This is a genomic window from Caulobacter sp. DWP3-1-3b2 (assembly GCF_049896325.1).
In the GTDB taxonomy this organism is placed as follows: domain Bacteria; phylum Pseudomonadota; class Alphaproteobacteria; order Caulobacterales; family Caulobacteraceae; genus Caulobacter.
The window spans coordinates 16,487-38,571 of record NZ_JAFCUB010000030.1; the positions used below are offsets into that span (position 1 = coordinate 16,487).

Annotated in this window: 20 protein-coding genes and 1 other RNA gene; 3 read left to right on the forward strand and 18 right to left on the reverse strand. The window is 68.0% G+C overall.

The window, feature by feature from the left end:
- Positions 1-31: 31 nt before the first annotated feature.
- A complete protein-coding gene (murC, locus tag ACP7AG_RS16420; protein WP_426032110.1) occupies positions 32-1,450 on the reverse strand; it encodes a UDP-N-acetylmuramate--L-alanine ligase in 1,419 nt (472 codons plus the stop codon).
- A 57-nt stretch (positions 1,451-1,507) separates the two neighbouring features.
- On the opposite strand from murC, the gene ACP7AG_RS16425 reads away from it, so the two are divergent.
- The gene (locus ACP7AG_RS16425; protein WP_426032112.1) at positions 1,508-2,002 is read left to right on the forward strand and encodes a hypothetical protein; all 495 of its coding nucleotides are present in this window, start codon (positions 1,508-1,510) and stop codon (positions 2,000-2,002) included.
- On the opposite strand, the gene ACP7AG_RS16430 is transcribed toward ACP7AG_RS16425, so the two are convergent.
- From ACP7AG_RS16430 to rnpB, 14 genes are all read right to left on the reverse strand, one after another.
- The gene (locus ACP7AG_RS16430) at positions 1,999-2,529 is read right to left on the reverse strand and encodes a PIN domain-containing protein (protein WP_426014176.1); all 531 of its coding nucleotides are present in this window, start codon (positions 2,527-2,529) and stop codon (positions 1,999-2,001) included. The genes ACP7AG_RS16425 and ACP7AG_RS16430 overlap by 4 nt on opposite strands.
- Entirely contained in the window at positions 2,519-2,866 is a 348-nt protein-coding gene (locus tag ACP7AG_RS16435; protein WP_426032114.1) for a hypothetical protein, read from the reverse strand. The genes ACP7AG_RS16430 and ACP7AG_RS16435 overlap by 11 nt, the downstream gene beginning before the upstream one ends.
- Before the next feature lie 58 nt (positions 2,867-2,924).
- Complete coding sequence (gene murG, locus ACP7AG_RS16440) at positions 2,925-4,010, reverse strand: undecaprenyldiphospho-muramoylpentapeptide beta-N-acetylglucosaminyltransferase (RefSeq protein ID WP_426014178.1); 1,086 nt, start codon at positions 4,008-4,010, stop codon at positions 2,925-2,927.
- 55 nt (positions 4,011-4,065) lie between these two features.
- Complete coding sequence (ftsW, locus tag ACP7AG_RS16445) at positions 4,066-5,238, reverse strand: putative lipid II flippase FtsW (RefSeq protein ID WP_426014181.1); 1,173 nt, start codon at positions 5,236-5,238, stop codon at positions 4,066-4,068.
- Between the two features lie 68 nt (positions 5,239-5,306).
- Entirely contained in the window at positions 5,307-7,262 is a 1,956-nt protein-coding gene (locus ACP7AG_RS16450) for a PAS domain S-box protein (protein WP_426032116.1), read from the reverse strand.
- 74 nt (positions 7,263-7,336) lie between these two features.
- Positions 7,337-8,746 carry a UDP-N-acetylmuramoyl-L-alanine--D-glutamate ligase gene (gene murD, locus ACP7AG_RS16455; protein ID WP_426032118.1) on the reverse strand — a complete coding sequence of 470 codons (1,410 nt, stop codon included), beginning with the start codon at positions 8,744-8,746 and terminating at the stop codon, positions 7,337-7,339.
- Positions 8,747-8,759: 13 nt separating this feature from the next.
- Positions 8,760-9,875: a phospho-N-acetylmuramoyl-pentapeptide-transferase gene (gene mraY, locus ACP7AG_RS16460; RefSeq protein ID WP_426014186.1), complete on the reverse strand. Its 1,116-nt coding sequence runs from the start codon at positions 9,873-9,875 to the stop codon at positions 8,760-8,762.
- The gene (locus ACP7AG_RS16465) at positions 9,875-11,272 is read right to left on the reverse strand and encodes a UDP-N-acetylmuramoyl-tripeptide--D-alanyl-D-alanine ligase (protein WP_426032120.1); all 1,398 of its coding nucleotides are present in this window, start codon (positions 11,270-11,272) and stop codon (positions 9,875-9,877) included. The genes mraY and ACP7AG_RS16465 overlap by 1 nt, the downstream gene beginning before the upstream one ends.
- A complete protein-coding gene (locus ACP7AG_RS16470) occupies positions 11,265-12,722 on the reverse strand; it encodes a UDP-N-acetylmuramoyl-L-alanyl-D-glutamate--2,6-diaminopimelate ligase (RefSeq protein ID WP_426032122.1) in 1,458 nt (485 codons plus the stop codon). The genes ACP7AG_RS16465 and ACP7AG_RS16470 overlap by 8 nt, the downstream gene beginning before the upstream one ends.
- Complete coding sequence (locus ACP7AG_RS16475; RefSeq protein ID WP_426014192.1) at positions 12,719-14,473, reverse strand: peptidoglycan D,D-transpeptidase FtsI family protein; 1,755 nt, start codon at positions 14,471-14,473, stop codon at positions 12,719-12,721. Before ACP7AG_RS16475 ends, ACP7AG_RS16470 begins: the two co-directional genes overlap by 4 nt.
- A complete protein-coding gene (gene ftsL / locus ACP7AG_RS16480; protein ID WP_426014193.1) occupies positions 14,470-14,928 on the reverse strand; it encodes a cell division protein FtsL in 459 nt (152 codons plus the stop codon). Before ftsL ends, ACP7AG_RS16475 begins: the two co-directional genes overlap by 4 nt.
- Positions 14,925-15,935, reverse strand: coding sequence for a 16S rRNA (cytosine(1402)-N(4))-methyltransferase RsmH (rsmH, locus tag ACP7AG_RS16485; protein WP_426032124.1), 1,011 nt, complete (start codon positions 15,933-15,935; stop codon positions 14,925-14,927). The genes ftsL and rsmH overlap by 4 nt, the downstream gene beginning before the upstream one ends.
- The gene (locus ACP7AG_RS16490; RefSeq protein ID WP_426032126.1) at positions 15,932-16,399 is read right to left on the reverse strand and encodes a division/cell wall cluster transcriptional repressor MraZ; all 468 of its coding nucleotides are present in this window, start codon (positions 16,397-16,399) and stop codon (positions 15,932-15,934) included. The genes rsmH and ACP7AG_RS16490 overlap by 4 nt, the downstream gene beginning before the upstream one ends.
- Before the next feature lie 348 nt (positions 16,400-16,747).
- An RNA gene (gene rnpB / locus ACP7AG_RS16495) (RNase P RNA component class A) lies at positions 16,748-17,147 on the reverse strand.
- Positions 17,148-17,247: 100 nt separating this feature from the next.
- Here rnpB and ACP7AG_RS16500 point away from each other — a divergent pair.
- Entirely contained in the window at positions 17,248-17,586 is a 339-nt protein-coding gene (locus ACP7AG_RS16500) for a hypothetical protein (RefSeq protein WP_426032128.1), read from the forward strand.
- A 264-nt stretch (positions 17,587-17,850) separates the two neighbouring features.
- On the opposite strand, the gene ACP7AG_RS16505 is transcribed toward ACP7AG_RS16500, so the two are convergent.
- Genes ACP7AG_RS16505 through ACP7AG_RS16515 form a run of 3 tightly spaced genes read right to left on the reverse strand, consistent with a single transcriptional unit; the run spans position 17,851 to position 20,074 of the window.
- Positions 17,851-18,450, reverse strand: a complete 600-nt coding sequence (locus ACP7AG_RS16505) for an FMN-binding negative transcriptional regulator (protein ID WP_426032130.1) — start codon at positions 18,448-18,450, stop codon at positions 17,851-17,853.
- Positions 18,450-19,184 carry an N-acetylmuramoyl-L-alanine amidase gene (locus ACP7AG_RS16510; RefSeq protein ID WP_426032132.1) on the reverse strand — a complete coding sequence of 245 codons (735 nt, stop codon included), beginning with the start codon at positions 19,182-19,184 and terminating at the stop codon, positions 18,450-18,452. Before ACP7AG_RS16510 ends, ACP7AG_RS16505 begins: the two co-directional genes overlap by 1 nt.
- Entirely contained in the window at positions 19,181-20,074 is an 894-nt protein-coding gene (locus tag ACP7AG_RS16515) for a DMT family transporter (protein ID WP_426032134.1), read from the reverse strand. Before ACP7AG_RS16515 ends, ACP7AG_RS16510 begins: the two co-directional genes overlap by 4 nt.
- Before the next feature lie 175 nt (positions 20,075-20,249).
- Between ACP7AG_RS16515 and ACP7AG_RS16520 the strand changes: the two genes are divergently transcribed.
- The gene (locus tag ACP7AG_RS16520) at positions 20,250-21,737 is read left to right on the forward strand and encodes a flavin-containing monooxygenase (RefSeq protein ID WP_426032136.1); all 1,488 of its coding nucleotides are present in this window, start codon (positions 20,250-20,252) and stop codon (positions 21,735-21,737) included.
- The last annotated feature ends 348 nt before the right edge of the window (positions 21,738-22,085 follow it).

Below are 22,085 nucleotides of genomic sequence, written 5' to 3' on the forward strand. Positions count from 1 at the left end.
GCAAGGGGAGAAGGGAGGGGACCCGCCGCCCTCACGTCGCCAGCGCTTCCAACTGCCCCGGCAGGGCGTAGGACCAACTCGTGATATCCCCCGCCCCGAGCAGCACCACCAAGTCACCCGATTGCGCCTCGGCGGCGATCAGGGCCGGGAGGGCGGCGGGGCTTTCCAGCGGCAGGGCGCGGCGGTGGCCGAACTTCTTGAGGCCTTCGACCAGGTGGTCGCGATCGACGCCCTCGATGGGCGCTTCGCCGGCCGTGTAGACGTCGGCGACGATCACCGTGTCGGCGTCGTTGAAGCACGAGCTGAACTCGGTCATCAGGTCGCGCAGGCGGGTGAAGCGGTGCGGCTGGACCACCGCGATCACCTTGCCCTCGGTGACCGCCCGGGCCGCCTTGAGCACGGCGGCGATCTCGACCGGGTGGTGGCCATAGTCGTCAACCACGCGGATGCCGTTGGCGACGCCCGTGGTGGTGAAGCGACGCTTCACCCCGCCGAAGCTGGCCAGGCCAGCCCGGATGTCCTCGCCGCTGACGCCCAGCTCGCGGGCCACGGCGACGGCGGCGGTGGCGTTGAGCACATTGTGGTGCCCGGCCATCGGCATCTTCAGACCTTCATAGGTTACCGGCTCGCCGACCAGCGGCGACACCAGGATATCGAACTTCGAGCCCTCGGGACCCATCTCGATATTGCTGACCCGGACCTCGGCCTGGGGGTTGACGCCATAGGTCACCAGCCGGCGGTTCTCGATCCGGGCGGTGAGGGCCTGGACCTCAGGGTGGTCGGTGCAGACCGCCGCGAAGCCGTAGAACGGGATGTTCTCGATGAAGTCCTGGAAGCCCTTCTTGACCGCGTCGAAGGTGCCCCAGTGGTCCAGGTGCTCGGCGTCGATATTGGTGACGATGGCCACGGTGGACTTCAGCTTGAGGAAAGACCCGTCGCTCTCGTCGGCCTCGACCACGATCCAGTCGCCCTCGCCGACCTTGGCGTTGGTGCCATAGGCGTTGATGATCCCGCCATTGACCACGGTCGGATCCAGAGCCCCGGCGTCCAGCAGGGCCGCGACCATCGAGGTGGTGGTGGTCTTGCCATGCGTGCCGCCCACGGCGACGGAGAACTGGAGCCGCATCAACTCGGCCAGCATCTCGGCCCGGCGAACCAGCGGCAGGCGCTTGTCGCGGCCAGCGGCCATCTCGACATTGTCGGCCTTGATCGCCGTGGAATAGACGATGGCCGACGCGCCTTCGACATTGGCCGCGTCCTGGCCGATGAAGATCCGCGCGCCCAGCTTTTCCAACCGCTCGGTATTGGCGCTGGCCTTGGCGTCGCTGCCTTGCACGGTGTAGCCGATGCGCAGCATGATCTCGGCGATGCCGGACATGCCGATGCCGCCGATGCCGATGAAGTGCACGGGGCCAAGTTCGAAGGGTACGGGGCGTCGACGCTGGATCATCCGGCTCGATTAGACGATTTGGCGACGGGGTGGAACGGGATGTTTGGTGCAGGCGCCGTGGATTTTCTTCTCCTCCTCCGTTTCGCCGCGTTGCTCGGGGGAGGCGTCATCGCCCTCGCCTCTCCCGCCCTGGCTCAGGCGCCGCAAGAGCTGCGCCTGGCCGACGTCGGCCGCTTCGCCGCCTTCGTGGACATGGGCGGCGTCACCTGGACGGGTCGCACGGCGCGCTTGCGCGTGCTGCAGGTGGCCGAGGACGGCTTCATCGCCGGGACCGAGGCCTTCTGGGGCGGCTGGCGCTACGAGGTGATCGACTGCGACGCCCGCACCATCGCCCATGCCGGGTTCTCCAGCGTCCGGGTCGGCGGCAAGGAGGGGCCGATCAGCGGCGACCAGCGTCCGGCGGCGGCGATCCCGACGGGCGGCGCCGACGACGCGGTGGCCAAGGTCGTCTGCGACGGCTGGCGGCCCTATGCGAGCGTGTCGGTGGCGACCAGCGTCGAAGACGCTGTAACCCTCGGTCGGCCCGTGATCGCAACAGGTGCGGAGCCTTAGCGCTGCAGGAACGCCCGCACTTCGGCGGGGAAATCCTCGCCCCGCAGCCAAGCGGCAGCGGCGTAGGTGTGGGCGATCAGCAGCTTGCCAGCGGAGGTTTCGACACCGTGCCATCGGTCCGTGATCAAGGTCCGTACGTCGTGGCCCGCGAAGTCTCTCAAGTTCTGAGTGACGAGCATGTCGGCGCCGCCGGCCAAGGCGGTCTCCAGCACGTGCCGATCCTCCTCGTCGTCCAGCGGCAAAACGCCGACGCCGCCGAGTGTCAGGGATGGGCCGTCGCGGGCGAGGGTCGCGATAACCTGAATGAGGCGATCGGCCTCCGCGCCGCCAAAATCAAAGCGGATCAAAACCTCGCGAAGCCGGTTCAGCATGCCCCACGAAATGACCAGGGCGACGGGACCGCGCGCACTAGGGCCGGACCGCACCGCCTCGACCAGCGTCAGGGCCGCCGTACCGCGCCGCTCCAACCGTTCGGACAGGATCGCGCCGAGCCAGACGTTGAGGTCCAGGCAGAGCCTAGTCGGCACGCGCCGGCCGCAGGGTCATGCGCGTCGCTTCCGCCATGATCTCCGCCTCGGACGCCTCGGCGGTCAGGGTCGTTTTCAACGACCGCGCGCCCTGCCGGACGAGGTTGGCGTATTCGCGTTCCAGCAGGGCGCGACTCAAGGTCCAGCCGATCTCCTCGACGGCCGGCGCGCCGATCGCCTCGATGCGGCGCATCGCATCGCGCGCGCCCGGCGTCAGATGCAGATACCACCGCACGGCGGCCGCCATGATCTGGGATGGATTGCGATCCTCCAGCTTCGCGGTCTCCGCGACCAGAAGGTCTGTATCTTCGTCGAGATGGGTCGATCGGCTGGGCATGGCGAACCTATAGCTTCTATAGAAGATATAGGTTTTTTGGATGATTGGCAAATGGCGCCTACCGCGCCGTCCGTTCCACCAGGTCCGCCAGCTTTTCCGCTGCGTCCGGCGTGGCCACCGACCGCGCCCCCACGGCCATGCGGCCAAGCCGCGCGGGGTCCTTCAGCAAGGCGTTGAGCGCGCCGGCCATGGCGTCGACGGTCAGTTCGTCTTCCAGGCACACCGCCGCGCCGCCGGCCTCCTCTAGCAGTTGGGCGTTGAAGCGCTGGTGATCGTCGGCGGCGATCTTCAGGGGGACCAGGATGGAAGGGCGGCCGGCGACGGCCAGCTCGCAGCAGGTGGAGGCCCCCGCCCGACCGATCACCAGGTGCGCCTGGCGCAGGCGGCCGGCCATGTCGCGGAAGAACGGCGCGACCTCGCAATCGACCATGGCGTTGGCGTAGATGCGGCGGGCGCTTTCCATCGACTCTGGACGCGACTGCTGCTGCACCTTCAGCCGGCCGCGCATCTCCTCGGGCAGCTTGGCGATGGCCTCGGGGACCAGCTCCGACAGCAGGCGCGCGCCCTGGCTGCCGCCGGTGACCAGCAGCCGCAGTTGCACCTCGGGCGGCAGATAGGGCACGTCGTAGAGGGCGCGGATCTCGGGCCGCACGGGATTGCCCACCACATGGGCGCGAGCCTTGACGCGGGGCTTGGCCTTTTCCAGGGTCGGGAAGGCGCAGGCCACCTCGGTGGCGCGCGAGGCGAGGAAGCGGTTTACCCGGCCCAGCACGGCGTTCTGCTCGTGGATCACCGTGGGCCGGCCCTCGGTCACCGCCGCCAGCAGGGCCGGCAGGGCGGGATAGCCGCCAAAGCCCACGACCACCGCCGGGTTCAGGCGCTTGAACGCCGCCTTGGCCTGCAGCACGCCCTGGGTGACGGCGAAACCGGCCTTGATCATGCCGATCGGGTCGCCCGCCTTGGCGGTGGCGGCCGACAGGGCCAGGCGCTCCTCGGCCGGGAACTTGTCGGCATAGAGCGCGCCGCGCTCGTCGGTGGCCAGCACCACGCGCCAGCCTCGGCCCTTCAGGGTCTCGGCCAGGGCCTGGGCGGGAAACAGGTGTCCACCGGTGCCCCCGGCGGCGACGACGACAAGCTTGCTCATTTCGGGGCGGCTCCAGAACGCGAGCGGATTATGGGCAAGACAGGTCTCCGGAGCGTCAGCCGAAGGCCCCCGCCTGGTCGAACTCTCCCGCTCCGCCATAGGCCCCCGGACGCTTGCGCGTCAACGCCAGGGCCATGCCCAGGGTCAGGCCCATGGCCAGCATCGACGAGCCGCCATAGCTGATGAACGGCAGGGTCATGCCCTTGGTCGGGATCATGTTGAGGTTCACCGCCACATTGATGAAGGCCTGCTGGCCCACCAGCACGAACAGGCCCGCTGCGGCCACCTGTTCGAAGGTGTCGGTCAGCTTCATGGCCTTGTAGAGCCCGCGCACCACGATGAAGGCGAAGATGGCGACCAGGGCCAGGGAGAAGACCAGGCCATATTCCTCGGCCGCCACCGAATAGATGAAGTCGGTGTGCAGGTCGGGCACGTGGCGCTTCATCACGCCCTCGCCCGGACCGCGTCCGAACAGGCCGCCAGCGTGGATGGCCTCGGCGGCGCGGGTGATCTGGTGGGTGTCGGCCTGGTCGGGGCTGAGGAATTTCTGCACCCGGGCATGGACGTGGTCGAACAGGAAATAGGTCGAGCACAACCCGCCGACGGCCACCGCTCCAAGGCCCATGATCCACGAGATCGGCACCCCGGCCATCCAGAAGGCGGCCCCGAAGGCGATGGTGATCAGCACGGTCTGGCCGACGTCGGGCTGGATCAGCAGCAGGCCCACGGCGATGAAATAGAGGAAGAAGGCGATCGACACGCCCGGCACGCCCTCGCCCTTCTGGCCCTCGGAGAACATCCACGAGACCAGCACGATCAGGGCCGGTTTCATGAACTCCGACGGCTGGAAGGTGAAGCCGCCGATCAGCAGCCAGCGGGCCGCGCCCTTGGCGCTGTGGCCGATGAACGGCAGGGCGGCCATCACCCCGATGGCAGCGATGTAGATGAAGAAGGCCGAGCGCCGGATACCCTTTGGCCCCAGCATCGACACCGACAGCACGATCACCGCCGAGGCCGCCCCGAACACGCACTGGCGCACAGCGAAGTGGAACTGGTCGTCGATGCCGATCCGCGCCGCGGCCGCCGGGCTCGAGGCAAAGGACAACAACACGCCCAGGGTGACCAGCAGCGCCGTGGCGCCGAGCAGCCAGCGATCCGTCGTCCACCACCAGACGCCGAGCCGCGAACGGTCAGTGCGGGCAAAGGCGTGGGCGGTCTGGAACGTCATCGTCGGAAGGTCGGAGTTTAGGGTTAAGCGAGTGTTTCGATCGGCCGAGACACCACGCCGCGCGGCGACTATTCCGCCGCCCGGCGCCCTGTGGAGCCGGCCGCCTGCCGGACCGCGCGTTCGAGGTCGTCCTGTCCGAACGGCTTGGCCAGGCGAGGCAGGTTGGCCCCGGCTCCCGGCTGCAATTCAGCATATCCGGTCGTGAGCAACACGGGGATGTGGGCGTTCCGCGCGCGCATCGCTTCAGCCAGCTGGATTCCGGTCATGTGTGGCATAGCGAAGTCGGTGATCACCAGATCGACCGCTTCGCGCTGCAGGGTCGCCAAGGCTTCCGCGCCCGACGAGGCCTTCAGAACCCGATGACCGAGTTCCTCAAGCATGGCCGAGGTGTTCATCAGCACCAGTTCGTCGTCATCGACCGCCAGAACGACCAGGGAGCCGATCTCGTCGCGATGAAGCGCTTCCAGATTGTCGGTGACGACGCGTTGCTGGTCTTCGGGGCTGGCTTGCCGCAACCACAATTCCACGGCCGTGCCTTCACCGAGCTGGCTATGGAGGATCAACCGGCCGCCGGACTCCTCGACCAGGCCATAGACCATCGAAAGCCCCAGGCCCGAGCCCTTGCCTATGCCCTTGGTCGTATAGAAGGGCTCCGTGGCGCGAGAGGCCGTCTTGGCGTCCATGCCCTCGCCCGTGTCGGTCACGGTCAGTCGGACATAGCCACCCGGCGCTAGGCCAGCGAGCACTTGCTGGTCGACCCTTTCATTGGTGGCCTCGATCCTGACCAAGCCGCCTGTCGGCATCGCGTCCCGAGCGTTGACCACAAGGTTCAGCAAAGCGTTTTCGAGCTGGTTGGCGTCGGTGAACGCCCAGGCCAGGTCGTCCGGGAACTGGGTTTGCAGATGGATGGACGGCCCTATGGATCGCTGTAGCAACCCCGTCATGCCTTGCACCAGGGTCGCGATGTCCACCGCGCGCAGCTGCAATTCCTGCTTTCGCGCAAAGGCCAGCATGCGCTGCGTCAGCGCCGCGCCCCGTTCGGCGCCCTGGATCGCGTTGTCGATCAGCGGCGTGATCCGCGGATCGACGGGCAATCGCTTGCGCACCAGTTCCAAACTGCCCAGCACCGCCATCAGCAGGTTGTTGAAGTCGTGCGCCAGGCCGCCGGTCAGTTGGCCGATCGCCTCCAGTTTCTGGGATTGGAACAGGGCTTCGCGCGCATGGTCCAAGGCCCGCTGAGTGTTACGCCGTTCGGTGATGTCGCGGGTGATCTTGGCGAATCCGATCACCCGCCCGCGGTCGTCACGGATCGCGTCGATGACCACATGCGCCCAGAAGCAGCTCCCGTCCTTGCGAAGCCGCCACCCCTCCTTTTCGAACCTACCGTCAGCGACGGCGGTCCGCAGCGCGAGCTCGGGCCCCTCCGCGAGACGGTCTTCCTCGGTGTAGAAACGCGAGAGATGGTGACCGATGATCTCATCGGCGGCGTAGCCCGTGATCCGTGCGGCGCCGGCGTTCCAGCTGGCGACGTGGCCGTCCGGATCCAGCATGTAAAGGGCGTAGTCGGTAACGCCTTCGACCAGCAGCTTGAATTGCGCCTCACTGCTGCGCAGGGCCTCTTCAACCGCTTTGCGTTCCGTCTGGTCGCGGGTGATCTTGGCGAACCCCACCACCTCGCCAGACGGCAGGCGGATCGGGTCGATGACAACGTGGGCCCAGAAGCGGCCACCGTCCTTGCGCAGGCGCCAACCCTCCTGCTCGAACCGCCCCTCGGTGGCCGCCTGGTGCAGCGCGCGGGCGGGGACACCGGCCTCGCGATCCTCGGGGGTGTAGAATTGGGAAAAGTGCTGGCCGATGACCTCGTGCGGCTGGTAGCCCTTGAACCGTTCGGGGCCGGGGTTCCAGCTACTGACGCGGCCGTCCCGATCGAGCATGTAGACGGCATAATCGGTGATTGCATCGACGAGAAGCTTATCGCGCCCGTCGTCGTCTTGCGACGCGATGTTGTGGGACTGTGGGTCCACTATTCGCCCCCCGGCGCGCAAAGGTACATGCGGCAGGCAACGGTAAAGCGGCGTGATTGGTTCCGCCGCCGCCGTCAGGCCCGCTTGGCGGCCGGCTTGCCCAGGCCCATCACCGCGACGCGGAAGGCCTCGCCCCGCTGCTCGAAATCGGCGAACTGGTCGAACGAGGCGCAGGCGGGCGATAGCAACACGATGGCCTCCTCGCCGCTAGCGACCGCGTCGGCATAGGCGGCGGCGACGGCGGTCGCGATGTCGCCGGACTGGCGCACCGGGGCCTTGCCCTCCAAGGCCTTGCCGAAATCCTCCGCCGCCTCGCCGACCAGATAGGCCGTGGCGACGCGCGGGAACAGATCGACCAGAACGTCGATGCCGCCGGCCTTGGCCACGCCGCCGGCGATCCAGTGGAACTTCGGATAGCTCGACATCGCCTGGCGGGCGGCGTCGGCATTGGTGGCCTTGCTGTCGTTGACGAAGCGGACCTTGCCGATCTTGGCGACGGTCTCCATCCGGTGGGCCAGTCCCGGAAAGCTCATCAGGCCGTCGCAGGCCTGCTGGGTGGTCAGGCCGAGGGCGCGGGCGGCGGCGTAGGCGGCGGCGGCGTTCTGCCAGTTGTGGCGGCCCGGCAGGCTGCGGGCGCGCAACAGGTCGACCATCTCGGTCACCCGGTCACCCGTGGCGTCGTACAGCATGCCTTGCAGGGCGTAGACGCCCCGGCCCATGGCCTTGCCGGCGCTGATCGGCCAGATGGTGCGGCGGTTGGCGGCGGTGATCTCGGTGCAGATCTGCTGGCACCACGGATCATCCACCCCGATGATCGCGGTGTCGCCCTTGCCTTGGTTCTGGAAGATCTTGCGCTTGGCGGCGATGTAGCCGTCCATGCCGCCGTGACGGTCCAGATGGTCGGGCGAGATGTTCAGCAGCACCACGGCGTCGGCGTGCAGGCTGGTGGTCAGGTCGAGCTGGTAGGACGAGAGTTCCAACACATAGACGGCGCCGCCGTGCATGTCTTCCAGGCCCAGCACGCCCTCGCCGATATTGCCGCCCACGCGGGTGTCGCGGCCGGCCTGTGTGAAGATGTGGCCGATCAAGGCCGTGGTTGTCGACTTGCCGTTGGTGCCAGTGATGGCGATGATCTTCGGCTTCTTGTGCTCGGGCGCGGCGTTGACCGTCCGGGCGAACAGCTCGATGTCGCCCAGGATCTCGACCCCGGCCGCCTTGGCCTTGCCCACCGTCCAGTGCGGTTTGGGATGGGTCAGCGGCACGCCCGGCGACAGCATCAGGGCGGCGTAGTCGCTCCAGTCGCCGGTCGACAGATCGACGACGTTCAGGCCCTCGGCCACGGCGGCCTGGCGGCTCTCGGGCTTCTCGTCCCAAAGCGCCACCTTGGCCCCGCCGGCGATCAGGGCGCGAGCAGCCGTCAGCCCTGTCCGGCCCAAGCCGAACACAGCGACGGTCTTGCCCTCGAAACCGCGGACCGGGATCATGGCGCGCCCCTTCCTATCTCAGTTTCAGGGTGGCGAGGCCGAGGAAGCCGAGCATCATCGCCACGATCCAGAAACGGATCACGACGGTGGACTCGGCCCAGCCCAGCTTCTCGAAATGGTGATGGATCGGCGCCATCAGGAAGATACGCTTGCCGGTCTTCTTGAAGTAGCCGACCTGGATCATGACGCTCAGCGCCTCGACCACGAACAGGCCGCCGACGATGCCCAGGACCAGCTCGTGCTTGGCGCAAACGGCAATGGCGCCCAGCGCCCCGCCCAAGGCCAGCGATCCGGTGTCGCCCATGAAGATCTTGGCGGGCGGCGCGTTGTACCAGAGGAAGCCCATGCCCCCGCCGATGATCGCGCCGCAGACCACGGCCAACTCACCGACGCCGGGCACGAAATGCAGGTTCAGATAGTCGGCGAACTTGTAGTTGCCCACGAGGTAGGTGATCAGGCCAAAGGTCGAGGCGGCGATCATCACCGGCACGATGGCCAGGCCGTCCAGGCCGTCGGTCAGGTTCACCGCATTGGAGAAGCCGGCGATCGTGACGGCGGCAAAGGCCACGTAGAACCAGCCCATATTGATCACCAGGGCCTTGAAGAACGGGAAAACCATCGAGGTTTCGAGCCCGGGCGTCATCGACTCCTTGGGGGCGAACAGGATGAGCACGACCGCGGCGATGATCGAGACGACGAACTGGGCGATCAACTTCTGAATGCTGGAGAGGCCCGCCGTGGTCTGTTTGGTGACCTTGGCGTAGTCGTCCATGAAGCCCAGCACGCCGAAGCTGCCGGTGATCACCAGCACGACCCAGACATGGACGTTCTTGAGGTCGGCGAACAGCAGCGAGCCGACGAACAGGCCGGCCAGGATCATGAAGCCGCCCATGGTGGGCGTGCCGGCCTTCTCGGTGATGTGGCGGGCGATGCCGTCGGTGCGGATCGGCTGGCCCTTGCCCTGTTTGGCCTTCATCCAGCGGATGAAGCGCGAGCCCATGGCCACGGCCACCACATAGGCCGTCAGCATCGACATGCCGGTGCGGAAGGTCAGGTACTTGAGCAGGTTCAGGACCGGCACATGCTCGTGCCCGCCTCGCGACAGGAACTCGTAGAGGAAATACAGCATCAGCCCCGTCCTTCGAGGTCGAGCGCGTTGAGCGCGTTGAGCGCGGCCGCCACGGCTCCTGCGCGCGACCCGTTCGAACCCTTTACCATCACCACGTCGCCCGCCCTCATCGCCGAGACGACCAGAGGCGCGAGTTCGGCGGCGCTTTCGGCATAGCCGCCGCGTCGAGTCGGCGGTAGCGCTTCCCATAAAGATTTCATTAACGGTCCGGCGCAGAACACCAGATCGATGTCGGCGGCGGCGATCGGCGTGGCCAGCTCACTGTGAAAACGACCGCTCTGCGGGCCCAGTTCCAGCATGTCGGTCAGCACCACGATGCGTCGGCCGGCCACCTGGCGCGCGCCCAGGGTCTTCAGCGCCGCCTGCATCGAGATCGGGTTGGCGTTGTAGCTTTCGTCCACGAGCGTGAAGGTTCCGCCCGGGATCTTGACCACCCGCTCGGCGCCACGCCCCTCGATCGGCTCGAACTCGGCCAGGGCCGCCAGGGCGGTGTCGCGATCGACGTCCAGAGCTTCCAGCATCAGCAGCACGCACAGGCTGTTGAGGCCCCAATGGACGCCGGTCTGCAGGATCGGGAACTGGATCGTCTCGCCACGCAGCACGGCGGTGAGGGTCGCGCCCTGGGCGCTGGCGGCGAACGCGGTCAGTTGCGCGGTGACGCCCTCGCCCGTGCCGAAACTCCAGACCTCGGCCCCGGCCTTCTCGGCCTCGGCCTTGAGCAAGCTGTACCAGGGATTGTCGGCGTTCAGCACCGCCACGCCGTTGGGCTCGAGACCTGCGAAGATCTCGGCCTTGGCGCGGGCGACGCCCTCTTCGCCGTCGGCGAAGTTCTCCAGATGCACCGGGCCGACCGTGGTGATGGCCACCGCGTGCGGACGGATGAAGTTCGACAGCGGGATGATCTCGCCGCTGTGGTTCATGCCGACCTCGAACACCGCGCGCTGGGTGTCGCGCGGCATGCGCGCCAGGGTCAGGGGCACGCCGATATGGTTGTTGTACGACTTGACCGAGGCGTGGGCCTTGCCCGCGCGGCGCAGGCCCGCCTCGACGGCGCGGGTGACGCTGGTCTTGCCGACCGAGCCAGTCACCGCCCCGCGCCGCGCTTGGGGCGCGCGCTCGCGGGCGGCGACGCCCAGGCGCTCCAGGGCCAGGAAGGTGTCCTCGACCAGCACGGCCGGGGTGGCGACGGGCTTGGAGACCAGGGCCCCGGCCGCGCCCTTGTCAGTGATCTGGACGATGAACTCATGACCGTCCCGGGCGCCCGACAGGGCCACGAACAGGTCGCCTGGCGCGATGCTGCGGCTGTCGATCGATACGCCGGTGGCCTCGAAGGCCCCCAGCACCTGGCCGTGGGTCGCGCCGGCGATCTCGTCAGCCGTCCAGAGGGCGTTAGACATGGGCCGCCTCCAAAGCCTTCGCGGTTTCGGTGACGTCGTCGAACGGATGGTTCACGCCGGCCACCAGCTGGCCCTGCTCGTGACCCTTGCCAGCCACCACCAGCACATCGCCGTTAGACAGCAGCGCCGCCCCGGCCCGGATGGCTTCGCGTCGGTCGCCAAACTCCTGGGCGCTCGGCGCGGCGGCCAGGATGGCGGCGCGGATCGAGGCCGCCTCTTCGGAGCGGGGATTGTCGTCGGTGACGATGGCGACGTCGGCGAGGCGCGCGGCGATCTCGCCCATCAGGGGCCTCTTGCCGCGATCGCGGTCGCCGCCGGCCCCGAACACCACGATCAGCTTGCCCTGGGTGTGAGGGCGCAGGGCCGCCAGCACCGTCTCCAGGCCGTCGGGGGTATGGGCGTAGTCGACATAGGCCTCGCCGCCGCGCGCGCCGGTCCCGACCCGCTGCAGCCGGCCGGCCGCGCCTTCGAGATGTTCGAGGGCGGCGATCGTCGCCTCGAGGTCTTCGCCCGTCGCAAGGCAGAGGCCCGCCGCGACCAGCACGTTGGAGGCCTGGAAATCCCCGGCCAGCGGCAGCAGCACGTCGAACTCCCGCCCCTGGGCGGCGATCCTCAGGCGCTGGCCCTCCGGCACGGGGGTGCGCGAGACCAGCTTGAGCCCCTGTCCATCATGGCCGACCGACAGGATCGTCTGGCCGGAGGTGACGGCGGCCGAGGCGAAGGCCGGGAAGGCGTCGCTGTCGGCGTTGAGCACCGCGGTGCGGGCGCGCGGCAGCAGGGTCTCGAACAGCCGCAGCTTGGCCGCGCGATAGGCGCCCATGGTGCCGTGGTAGTCCAGGTGGTCCTGGGTGAAGTTGGTGAAGCCGGCGGCGGCCAGGCGCACGCCGTCCAGCCGCCGCTGGTCGATGCCGTGCGACGAGGCCTCGACCGCCAGGTGGGTCACGCCCATGCCGGCCAGCCTGGCCATCATCTCGGCGACATCGGCGGCGTCTGGCGTGGTCAGGCCGGGCGGGGTCAGTTGCTGGTCCGCGACGCCCGGCGCGCTGACCACGACTCCAAGCGTGCCCATGCTCGCGGCCTTGTGGCCGAGGCGGGCGTAAATCTGACGGGCGAAGCCGGCGACCGAGGTCTTGCCGTTGGTGCCGGTCACCGCGATGCAGGTTTGCGGCTGCTCGCTCCAGAACTGGGCGGCGGCCAGGGCATAGGCGCGGCGCAGGTCGCCGGCGTGGACGGTCGGGACCGCCAGGCTGTCGACATCGTCCGGAGCGAGGATGGCGGCGGCGCCCGAGGCGATGGCTCCGTCGATGAAACTGCGGCCGTCCGCCTTGCTGCCCGGCAGGGCCGCGAACAGGAACCCGTCGGCCACCTTGCGGCTATCGGCGGTGACCCCGGTGATGACGGGATCGACCACGCAGGGCCGGTTGAGGATCTGGGAAAGGGTCTTGCTCAAAGTCCCGCCTCCGGTGCAGCTTTCGGCGACTGGGCCACAGTGAAGATGTCGGCCTGGCGCTTGACGCCCAGGAACGGCGCGATGCGGTCGATGACCCGGCCGGCGGCCGGCGCGGCCACCCAGCCGCCGGTCGAGAAGCCCGAGGTCTTGGCGTTGCCCTTTGGCTCGTCCAGCAGGACCAGCACGAAATAGCGATCGGCCTCGAGCGGGCCCTCGGTGGGGAAAACCGCCGCGAACGACGAGACCTGGCGTTGGTGGTTATAGCCCTTGAGCGCGGGATCGTACTTCTCGCCCGTGCCTGTCTTGCCGCCCACCGTCAGGCCCGGGATGTTGGCCGACTTGCCGCTGCCGCCGGTGACGTTGGCGCGCATGATCCTCAGCATCTGTTGCGAGGTCTCCTCCGAGATCGCGCGCGGCGCCTCGGGGCGCACGCCCGGCGCGCGCTTCAGGATGGTCAGCGGCTGAAGCGTTCCGCCGTTCAGCAGCGCCCCCATCGCCTGGGCCAGGGCCAGAGGCGACACATTGATGCCGTGGCCAAACGAGGTGGAGGCCACCGCGTCGTCGTCCCACTTCTTCGGGGTCAGGGGGCGGGCCGATTCCAGCAGCTCCACCTTGGCCGGCTTGGTCAGGCCCAGGGCGTTGAAATAACGGCTCAGGCGCTCGCCGCCGATCCGCTCGGCCAGCATGGCGGTGCCGATATTGGACGAGTGCTGGAACACCTCGACCAGGGTCAGGATCTTCTTGGCGGCGTGGAAGTCGTGGATCGTCCGGTAGCCCAGCTTGAACGGCTCGCGCGCGTCGAAGGTCGAGGCCGGCGTCGCCGCCCCGGTGTCCAGGCCGATGGCCACGGTAAAGGCCTTGAAGGTCGAACCCATCTCATAGACCGAGGCCGCGGCGTGGTTGGTCATCTGCTCGCTGGACGCCTGGTTCAGCTGGTTGGGGTCGTAATCCGGATAGCTGATCATGCCAAGGATCTCCCCGGTATGGATGTTGGTCACGATGCCGACCGCGTCCTTGGCCTGGAACTCGATCGCGGCCTTGCGGACCTCGTCCTCCAGGGCGGCCTGGACGCGCAGGTCGATCGACAGCGCCGTGGCGCCGTCCGGACCCTTGGCGGCGGCGTCGCGCACGGTCTTGTCCAGCGCCTTCTCGGCCCCGGACAGGCCCAGGCCGCCCTTGTCGACGAAGCCGATGAAGTGGGCGGCGCTGGCGCCCAGCGGATAGACCCGGCGCGCCTGTTCCTCGAACTGCACGCCCGGCAGGCCCAGGTCGAAGATCGCGCCCTTCTCGGCGGGCGTCATGCCGCCCAGCACGAAGCTGCGGCGCGGACCCGAGACGGCTTCGTTGATCCGCTTGACCGGCACCTGCGGCAGGGCCTTGGCGAGCGTGACGCGGGTGGCCTTGGCGTCCCAGACTTCCTTGGGATCGACATAGAGCGCGTAGTGGGTCAGATCCACCGCCAGGAGCTGGCCGTTGCGATCGACCAGGTCGCCGCGCGCGCCCGCGGTCGAGGCCAGATAGCTGTTGCCGCCGACCTTGGAGAACACCGCCGCCCAGGTCGCGCCCAGGGCCAGGACGGTGAAGGCCAGGCCGAAGATCGCCATGACGAAGAAGATGCGGATGCGGGTGTCGTCTTCCGGGCGGGCTGCGGCGCGCGAGCGCTCGAAGGCGTGCTCCAGCCGCCAGACCCGCTCGATCAGCCAGCGCCAGGCGCGGGGTGCGCCGCCGGGGGCGAGATTGGACAGGCTCATCGCGGAGCCTCTGCGGGAGCCGGCTGAGACGAGAGCTGGGGCGGCGGATAGTCGTCGGGCGTCGCCTCGGGCGCCTCGGCGGTGGCCGCCGCCCCGGCCGCGCTGACCGACGGCGCGGCCGGGGCGTGGGCGACGGGCGCATTGCGCGCGAGGTCGATCAGGGCGTCCTCGGTGGTTTCGTGCTCAGGCTTGATTGGCCCGAGGTTTCGGCTCGCGGCGTACTGCTCGATGCGGCCCGGGCGCTCGAGGTAGGCGACCTCGGCTTTCAGCAACCGAACCCGGACCTTCTCATCGACGATCTGCTGCTCGACCGAGGCGATCTCGGCGCGCTCGCGGCCGGCGAAGGTCTTGGCCATGTAGACGCCCAACACCAAGGCGATCAGCAGGCACAGGCAAACCAGCTCCACCACCCGGAAGCCCCGTATGCGCCGATCGAACATGCTCGACAGGCTCATCGGGCGTCACTCCACACCGGAGCCTGCGTCCGCACGGCGGCGCGCAGCTTCGACGAGCGGGCGCGCGGATTGACGGCCAGTTCGGCCTCGCCCGGCGCGATGGCCTTGGACGAGATCAGCTGGAAGCTGGCCGGCGCGCCCACCTCGACCGGCGGGGCGTGGCGCGAGCCACCGGGCGTGCGCCCGGCCCGCTCGGCCAGGAAAGTCTTGACGATGCGGTCTTCCAGCGAATGGAAGGTGACCACGGCCAGCCGGCCGCCCGGCTTCAGCACCCGCTCGGCGGCGACCAGCCCGGCCTCCAGCTCTTCCAGCTCGGCGTTGACGGCGATCCGCAGGCCCTGGAACGAGCGGGTGGCCGGATGGGCCTTGGCGCCCTTGCGTCCGCCCAGGGCGCGCTCGATCACATGGGCCAGGTCCAGGGTGCGGGTGAAGGGCCGCTCGGCCCGGCGCTTGACCAGGAAGCTGGCGATGCGGCGCGAGGCGTGCTCCTCGCCATAGACGTAGAGGATGCGCGCCAGCTCGACCTGGTCCAGGTCGTTGACGAGGTCGGCGGCCGTGGGGCCGTCGGCGCCCATGCGCATGTCCAGCGGACCGTCGCGCATGAAGGAAAAGCCGCGCTCGGCCTCGTCGAGCTGCATGGAAGACACGCCAAGATCCAGGGTTACGCCGTCAACCGACGCATCCTCCAGATACGCCGTGATTTGCGAGAAACGGTCCTCGATCAGCCGAAAGCGACCATCCGTCGCGGAATTGGCCGTCGCGGAATTGGCCGTCGCGGAATTGGCCGTCGCGGTGAATTCGGCGGTGAAGCGCTGGACGCTGGGATCGCGGTCGAAGGCGATGACCGTCGCGCCGGTGGCCAGGATGGCGCGGGTGTAGCCGCCAGCCCCGAAGGTGCCGTCGATGACCACGTCGCCAGGGCCTGCCGCCAGGGCGCCGACCACTTCGCCCAGCAACACCGAGACGTGCGGCGCGGCCTCGGGAGGGGTGTCGGAAAGCTCGGTCATGCGACGCCGCCGATCCGCGCGGTGCGCTGCTGGGCGCGCATGGCGGCCAAGCCGTCGCGGGCCAGTTCGCGCTGCTCGGCGCGGTGGGCCTGGAAGGCCTCGCGCGACCAGATCTGGAACCGCTCGCCCAGGCCGACCACGGCGACCCAGTCGGTCAGGCCGCACATCTCGCACAGGGTGTCGGGAAGCGTGATGCGGCCGGCGGTGTCGAACGACAGCTTGGCCATGCCGCCCAGCACGCTGACCTCGAGGGCCGAACGCAGCGGGTCGCCGAAAGGCAGCTCCTCGATCACGCCCTGGTAACGGTCAAACAAGCTTTTCCCGCCAGCTTCAAGGCAATCGGCTTCGATGGAAGGAAAGCAGAAGATCCCGTCGAACGGGCCCGAGAGCGTGGCGCGGAAATCCTGCGGCACAACGATGCGCCGCTTGCTGTCCAGCTGCTTCTCGAACGTCGAGAGAAACACCCCACTACCCCTATCGAAAAGCCCGCCGCCGGACGCCCTGACACGTTCGCTCCGGCAGAACTGGGTTAACATGGGATTGATTGGGAGACAATGACACCAACAGGCGTTTCGCCGCGAAAACAAAGGTGTCGCGGCGGGTGTTCACAGAGCCCGTGAATCTATCAACAGAACATACACAGAACATGTTAAGACTTCGGCTGGCGCTAGACTCGCTGAACGCCTTGCGAACACGGGAATGAGCGCATCGACCCGGCTCGCGCGGTGGACAAGCGGCGGTAAAACCCACTTTCGCGAAAGGTGGCGGCTGGGGACCAGCGCATGCGCCGGTCCCCATTCTGGCGCGCGAAATGGACCAGATGGTCTGTAAGCCGGGTTCTGTCTGACGTCCGCCCCTCCCGAAAGAAAGACGACCGCGAGACGGCCATTCCTCTGGACCGCCCCTCGCGGGACGGTTCTCGCGACCTACCCGGACCCTCTCAACCAGTGACGGCCTATCCGACGCGAGGCCGGCGCGGGGTCCCTATTCGGTCTTGCTCCAGGCGGGGCTTGCCATGCCGTCCCTGTTGCCAGGTCCGCGGTGGGCTCTTACCCCACCCTTTCACCCTTCCCGCCCCGAGGGGAGGAGGTTTGCTTTCTGTGGCGCTATCCCTGGGATCGCTCCCGGCGGGCGTTACCCGCCGCCTTGTCACCGTGGAGCCCGGACTTTCCTCGACCTTCTTGCGAAGACCGCGGCCGCCCGACCATCTGGTCCGAGGGGGTGTTTGACGGGTCCGTGACGGCGGGTCAATCGGAGATCGAGGCACGATGAGGTAGACTGACTTCACCGCCTAGCTCGGCGGAGAAATTCCATGCCCGCACCCGACCGCCCGGAGGACCATCCCGGTCAGCTACGCCGCCTTGGCTTTCTGGACGGCGAATTGGCCATTCCCGACGAGTTCGACACGATGGATGCGGATGAAATCCGCGCGATGCTTGAAGACGGTCTGCTGTTTCCGACGGAGGTCGGGAAGAGTAAGCCCCCACCGTCCTTTCATCGCTCGCGCTTTCGCACCGAAGCGAAATGCGATCGATCGGCGCAACGCCCCGGAGCCGCCATTGCTCACGTCAGCTTAGGGTGGTTGGCGGACGCGAAACACCCTCTCTCATTGAGAGAGGGAGGGGCCCGCCGCGAAGCGGTGGGAGGGTGAGAGGTTTCATCGCTGGCCGGAAAATCCGAATCCGTCCAGCCGCCTTCGAAGGTCCGGAGGAGCACACAACGGCAACAAATCCTGGATCTGGCAGCCGCCCCAACCTGCTGGATGACCATGCCCTATTCGGTGAGAATGTAACCTCTCACCCTCCCATGGCTTCGCCATGGGCCCCTCCCTCTCTCCAAGAGAGAGGGCTTTTTAAGGCGCAACCCAATGTCCGCCCAGGGTCGGAAGCCAAACGGCCAATCCCGAGATCCGACCCTAGCCCCGCATCAGCCCCGCGATGGGATGATCCCCCAGCGCCGCGACCACCCCAGACCGATCCGCCTCGCCCTTGTTCTGCGACAGCTTGAAGGTCCCTTCCAGCCGGTCAACGAGCAGCCGGGCGCCGATGATGGCGCGGGTCATGGCCTCGAAGCGGCCGGGGCTCATCTTGTGGCGGGTCCAGGGCGGCTTGGGCAGCAAGCGCGCCTCCTCCTGGGCGGAGAGGTCATCGAGCAGGGCCACGAGCTCGACGTCGTTGAGCCCGGCGACCGAGCCTTCGGCCTCGACCGACAGGTAGTTCCAGGTCGGGACCTGGTCTTCGCCCGCGTACCAGTCCGGGCTAACATAGGCGTCGGGACCCGTGGCCAGCGCCACCGCACGAAAGCCCTGGACGATGTACGGCGACAGCACGTTGCCGCGCGACAGGTGGAAGTCGAGGGCCACCTCGCCGTCACCGAGATGGCGGATCACCACCGGCGCCTGGGCTGTGAACGGCCGGCCGCGCACCGCCGCCGCCAGCGTCACGAACGGATGGGCGGCGATGAAGCCCAGCAGGGTCGCGCGATCCTCGACCCGGAACGGCTGGGCCGGATGCATCAGCCGGCGGCCCGCAGCAGGGCCACCAGCCTTGCCCGGGTCTCGCCGTCGGCGACGCCGTCGAAGCGGGTCTGCAGCCAGTGGCGCTGGAAGGCGGCCACGATGGTGGTGGTCCAGGCGTCGTACTTGCCGGACGGCGGGCAGTTGTAGCCCAGGCGGGTCAGGCCGGCCTGAAGGGCGAAGACGCCGGTCCCCTCCTCGCCCTCGCCCAGCGGCGCGCCGGGCGACGGCGGCGGCTCGACCCAAAGACCGTGGCCGGCCTCGGCTAGCCGCTTCCAGGGGAACAGCTCGCCCGGGTCGATCTTGCGGCCGGGGGCGATGTCGGAATGGCCCAGGACGCGGTCATCGTCGATGGTCCACCGCGAACGGATGTCGGCCAGCAGGTTGATCACGGCGGCGACCTGCGCGTCGGGAAAGGCGCGGTAGCCAAACTCGTGTCCCGGATTGACGATCTCGATCCCGATCGAGGCCGAGTTGATGTCCTTGACGCCTTTCCAGAAGGCGGCCCCGGCATGCCAGGCGCGGCGCTCCTCGGGCACCAGGCGAAACACCCGGCCATCTTCCTCGACCAGGTAGTGGGCCGAGACCTTGGCTTCCGGATCGCACAAACGCTCCAGCGCCGCCGGGCCGGTCTCCATGCCGGTGTAGTGAAGGATCACGCAGTCGGGGATGGCCTTGCGGGCATCGAAGTTCGGCGACGGCGCGTCGGCCAACTTCAGAGGGGAGGGCGTCATTGGAAACGGTTCCTCATCAGCAGGATCAGCGGCATGACCTGGTTCTTGCGCAGGGCGATGATCAGCACGCCGACCAGCGCCAGCGCCGTGCCGATTCCCATTCGGATGTCGAAGTGATCGTGGGTGATCAGCACGCCCAAGCCAATGGTCATCAACGGGGTCATCAGGGTCAGCGGCGCGATCAGATTGGCCTCGTGACGCTGGATCAGGCCATAATAGGTCGTGTGTCCCAGCACCGACACCACCAGGGCCGAGAACAGCACCGCGGCCAAGAACGGCCAGCCGGCATGGGCGGCGAGGCCCAGGCCGCCGGGCTCGAACACCCCGCTCAGCGCCGCCAGGGGCGCGACGGCGGTGAAGCCGACCCAGGCCTGGAACTGCAGGGGCTTGACCCCCTCGATCTGCTTCATCATCACCGCGCCCAGCGAGCCGGTGAAGGCCGAGCCGACGATGAACCACAGGCCCGGCGACAGCTGAAGGCCGTGCGGGTTCCACATCACCACCACCGCCCCCGACAGGGTCAGGGCGATGCCCAGCCCGCGCTTCCAGCGCACCTTCTCGCCCAGCAGCAGCACCGACAGGATGGTGGTGAAGGGCACGGCGACCTGAATGACCACCGCCGCCGCCGAGGGCGAGGCCGTTTTGAAGCCCATGAACAGCAGGGCGAAGTTGCCGACGCCCATCAGCAGGCCGACCACCACGATCCGCCAGGTCGGCCGGGGCGCGGGCAGCAGCCACGGCAGGGTCACCGCCGCGACGATCGCGAACCGCACCGCCGCATAGAACAACGGCGGCACGCCCCAGTGGGCGACCACGATCTTGGAGATGATGTTGTTGCAGGCCCAGACCAGGCAGACCAGCACCAGCAGACCGAAATCGCGCAAGTTCATGCCGGATCGAATACGCGGCCAAAGCCGCGGTGCGCAAACGAAAACCCGCCGGAAATCGAAAGGACGGTACGCCACCGGTTGACCGACGGGCAAAATGGTCGCCTCTATATGAACGTCGATAAGATAACCAAGACGTCCGGGCACGCCGGACCACATCGGGGAGCGGAGCGAGCGCATGGCCATCGAGCATTTCGACGTCCTGATCGTAGGAGCGGGCCTGTCGGGCGTCGGCGCGGGCTATCACCTGCAAACCCACTGCCCGGGCAAGACCTATGCGATCCTCGAGGGCCGCGAAGCCATCGGCGGCACCTGGGACCTGTTTCGCTATCCCGGCATCCGCTCCGACAGCGACATGTACACCCTGGGCTATTCGTTCCGGCCCTGGCGCGAAGCCAAGGCCATCGCCGACGGCCCATCGATCCTGAGATATGTCCGCGAGACGGCCAAGGACCACGGCGTCGACCGCAAGATCCGCTTCAATCACAAGGTTCAGCAAGCCAGCTGGTCCTCTGAGACCGCCACCTGGACCGTCGAGGCCGAGCATGACGGCCAGATCGTGCAGCTGACCTGCAACTTCCTGCTGATGTGCAGCGGTTATTACGACTACGCCGCCGGCTACACGCCGCCCTGGGAGGGTGTCGAGACGTTCGGCGGCCGCATCGTCCACCCGCAGCACTGGCCGGCCGACCTCGACTATACCGGCAAGAAGGTCGTGGTGATCGGCAGCGGGGCCACCGCCGTCACCCTGGTGCCGGAGATGGCCAAGACCGCCAGCCACGTCACCATGCTGCAGCGCTCACCCACCTATGTGGTCTCACGTCCGGCGGAGGACGCCCTGGCCAACTGGCTGCGGGCCAAGCTGCCGATCATGCTGGCCTACCGCATCACGCGTTGGAAGAACGTGCTGATGCAGATGCTGTTCTTCAACATCGCCCGCAAGAAGCCGGAAAAGACCAAGGCCCAGCTGATCGGCCTGGTCAGCGAACATCTGGGGCCCGACTACGACGTCGCCACCCACTTCACGCCCCGCTACAACCCCTGGGACCAGCGCCTTTGCCTGGTGCCCGACGCCGACCTGTTCGCCTCGCTGAAGGCCGGGACATCGTCGGTGGTCACCGACCATATCGAGGCCTTCACCCCGACCAGCCTGAAACTGACCTCGGGCGCGACCCTGGACGCCGACGTCGTGGTCACCGCCACGGGCCTGGTGATGCAGCTGGCGGGCGGCATGAAGGTGGTGGTCGACGGCCAGCCGGCCGACCTCTCGCAGAGCCTGTCCTACAAGGGCATGATGTTCAGCGACGTGCCCAACTTCGCCTCGACCTTCGGCTACACCAACGCCAGCTGGACCCTGAAGGCCGACCTGACCGCCGAATATGTCTGCCGGCTGATCAACCACATGGACCGCACCGGCACCGTCCAATGCACCCCGCGCGTCACCGACCCCGACATGCCGGTCGAGCCGTGGCTGGACTTCAGCTCCGGCTACGTCCAGCGCGGCATCGGCAAGTTCCCCAAGCAGGGCGCGCAAAAGCCCTGGAAGGCCTATCAGAACTACGCGCTCGATCTGGTGACCCTGCGGCTGGGCAAGGTGGACGACGGGACGATGGTGTTCAGCAAGGCCAAGGCGAAGGCGAAGGCGAAGGTCCCGGAGGCGGCCTAGAACGCCTCCCCCCGTGGGGGAGGCGATCGCGCAGCGATCGGTGGGGGGAGTTTTGGGGTCTCCGATCCGGAGGTTCGGCCACCTGCTAATCACTCCCCCCTCCGTCGGCGTCGCCGACACCTCCCCCAAAGGGGGAGGACTTCCGATGCGCGAAGGCGCCGACAGGCTGGCGCGCACCGCAGCGGGCGCCAAGCACTGCCGGGTCGCCAACGTGCTTGAAACGTCCAGCCCCTTCCCAAACCGCCCGCATCGGCGAGGCCGCGCCTTAAAACCTTGATGGCGAGCTTGCTCTGGCGTCTGACGATGTCAAGGACCGCCTCTGGCGGCCGCGTCGCGGCGGCGCTTCGC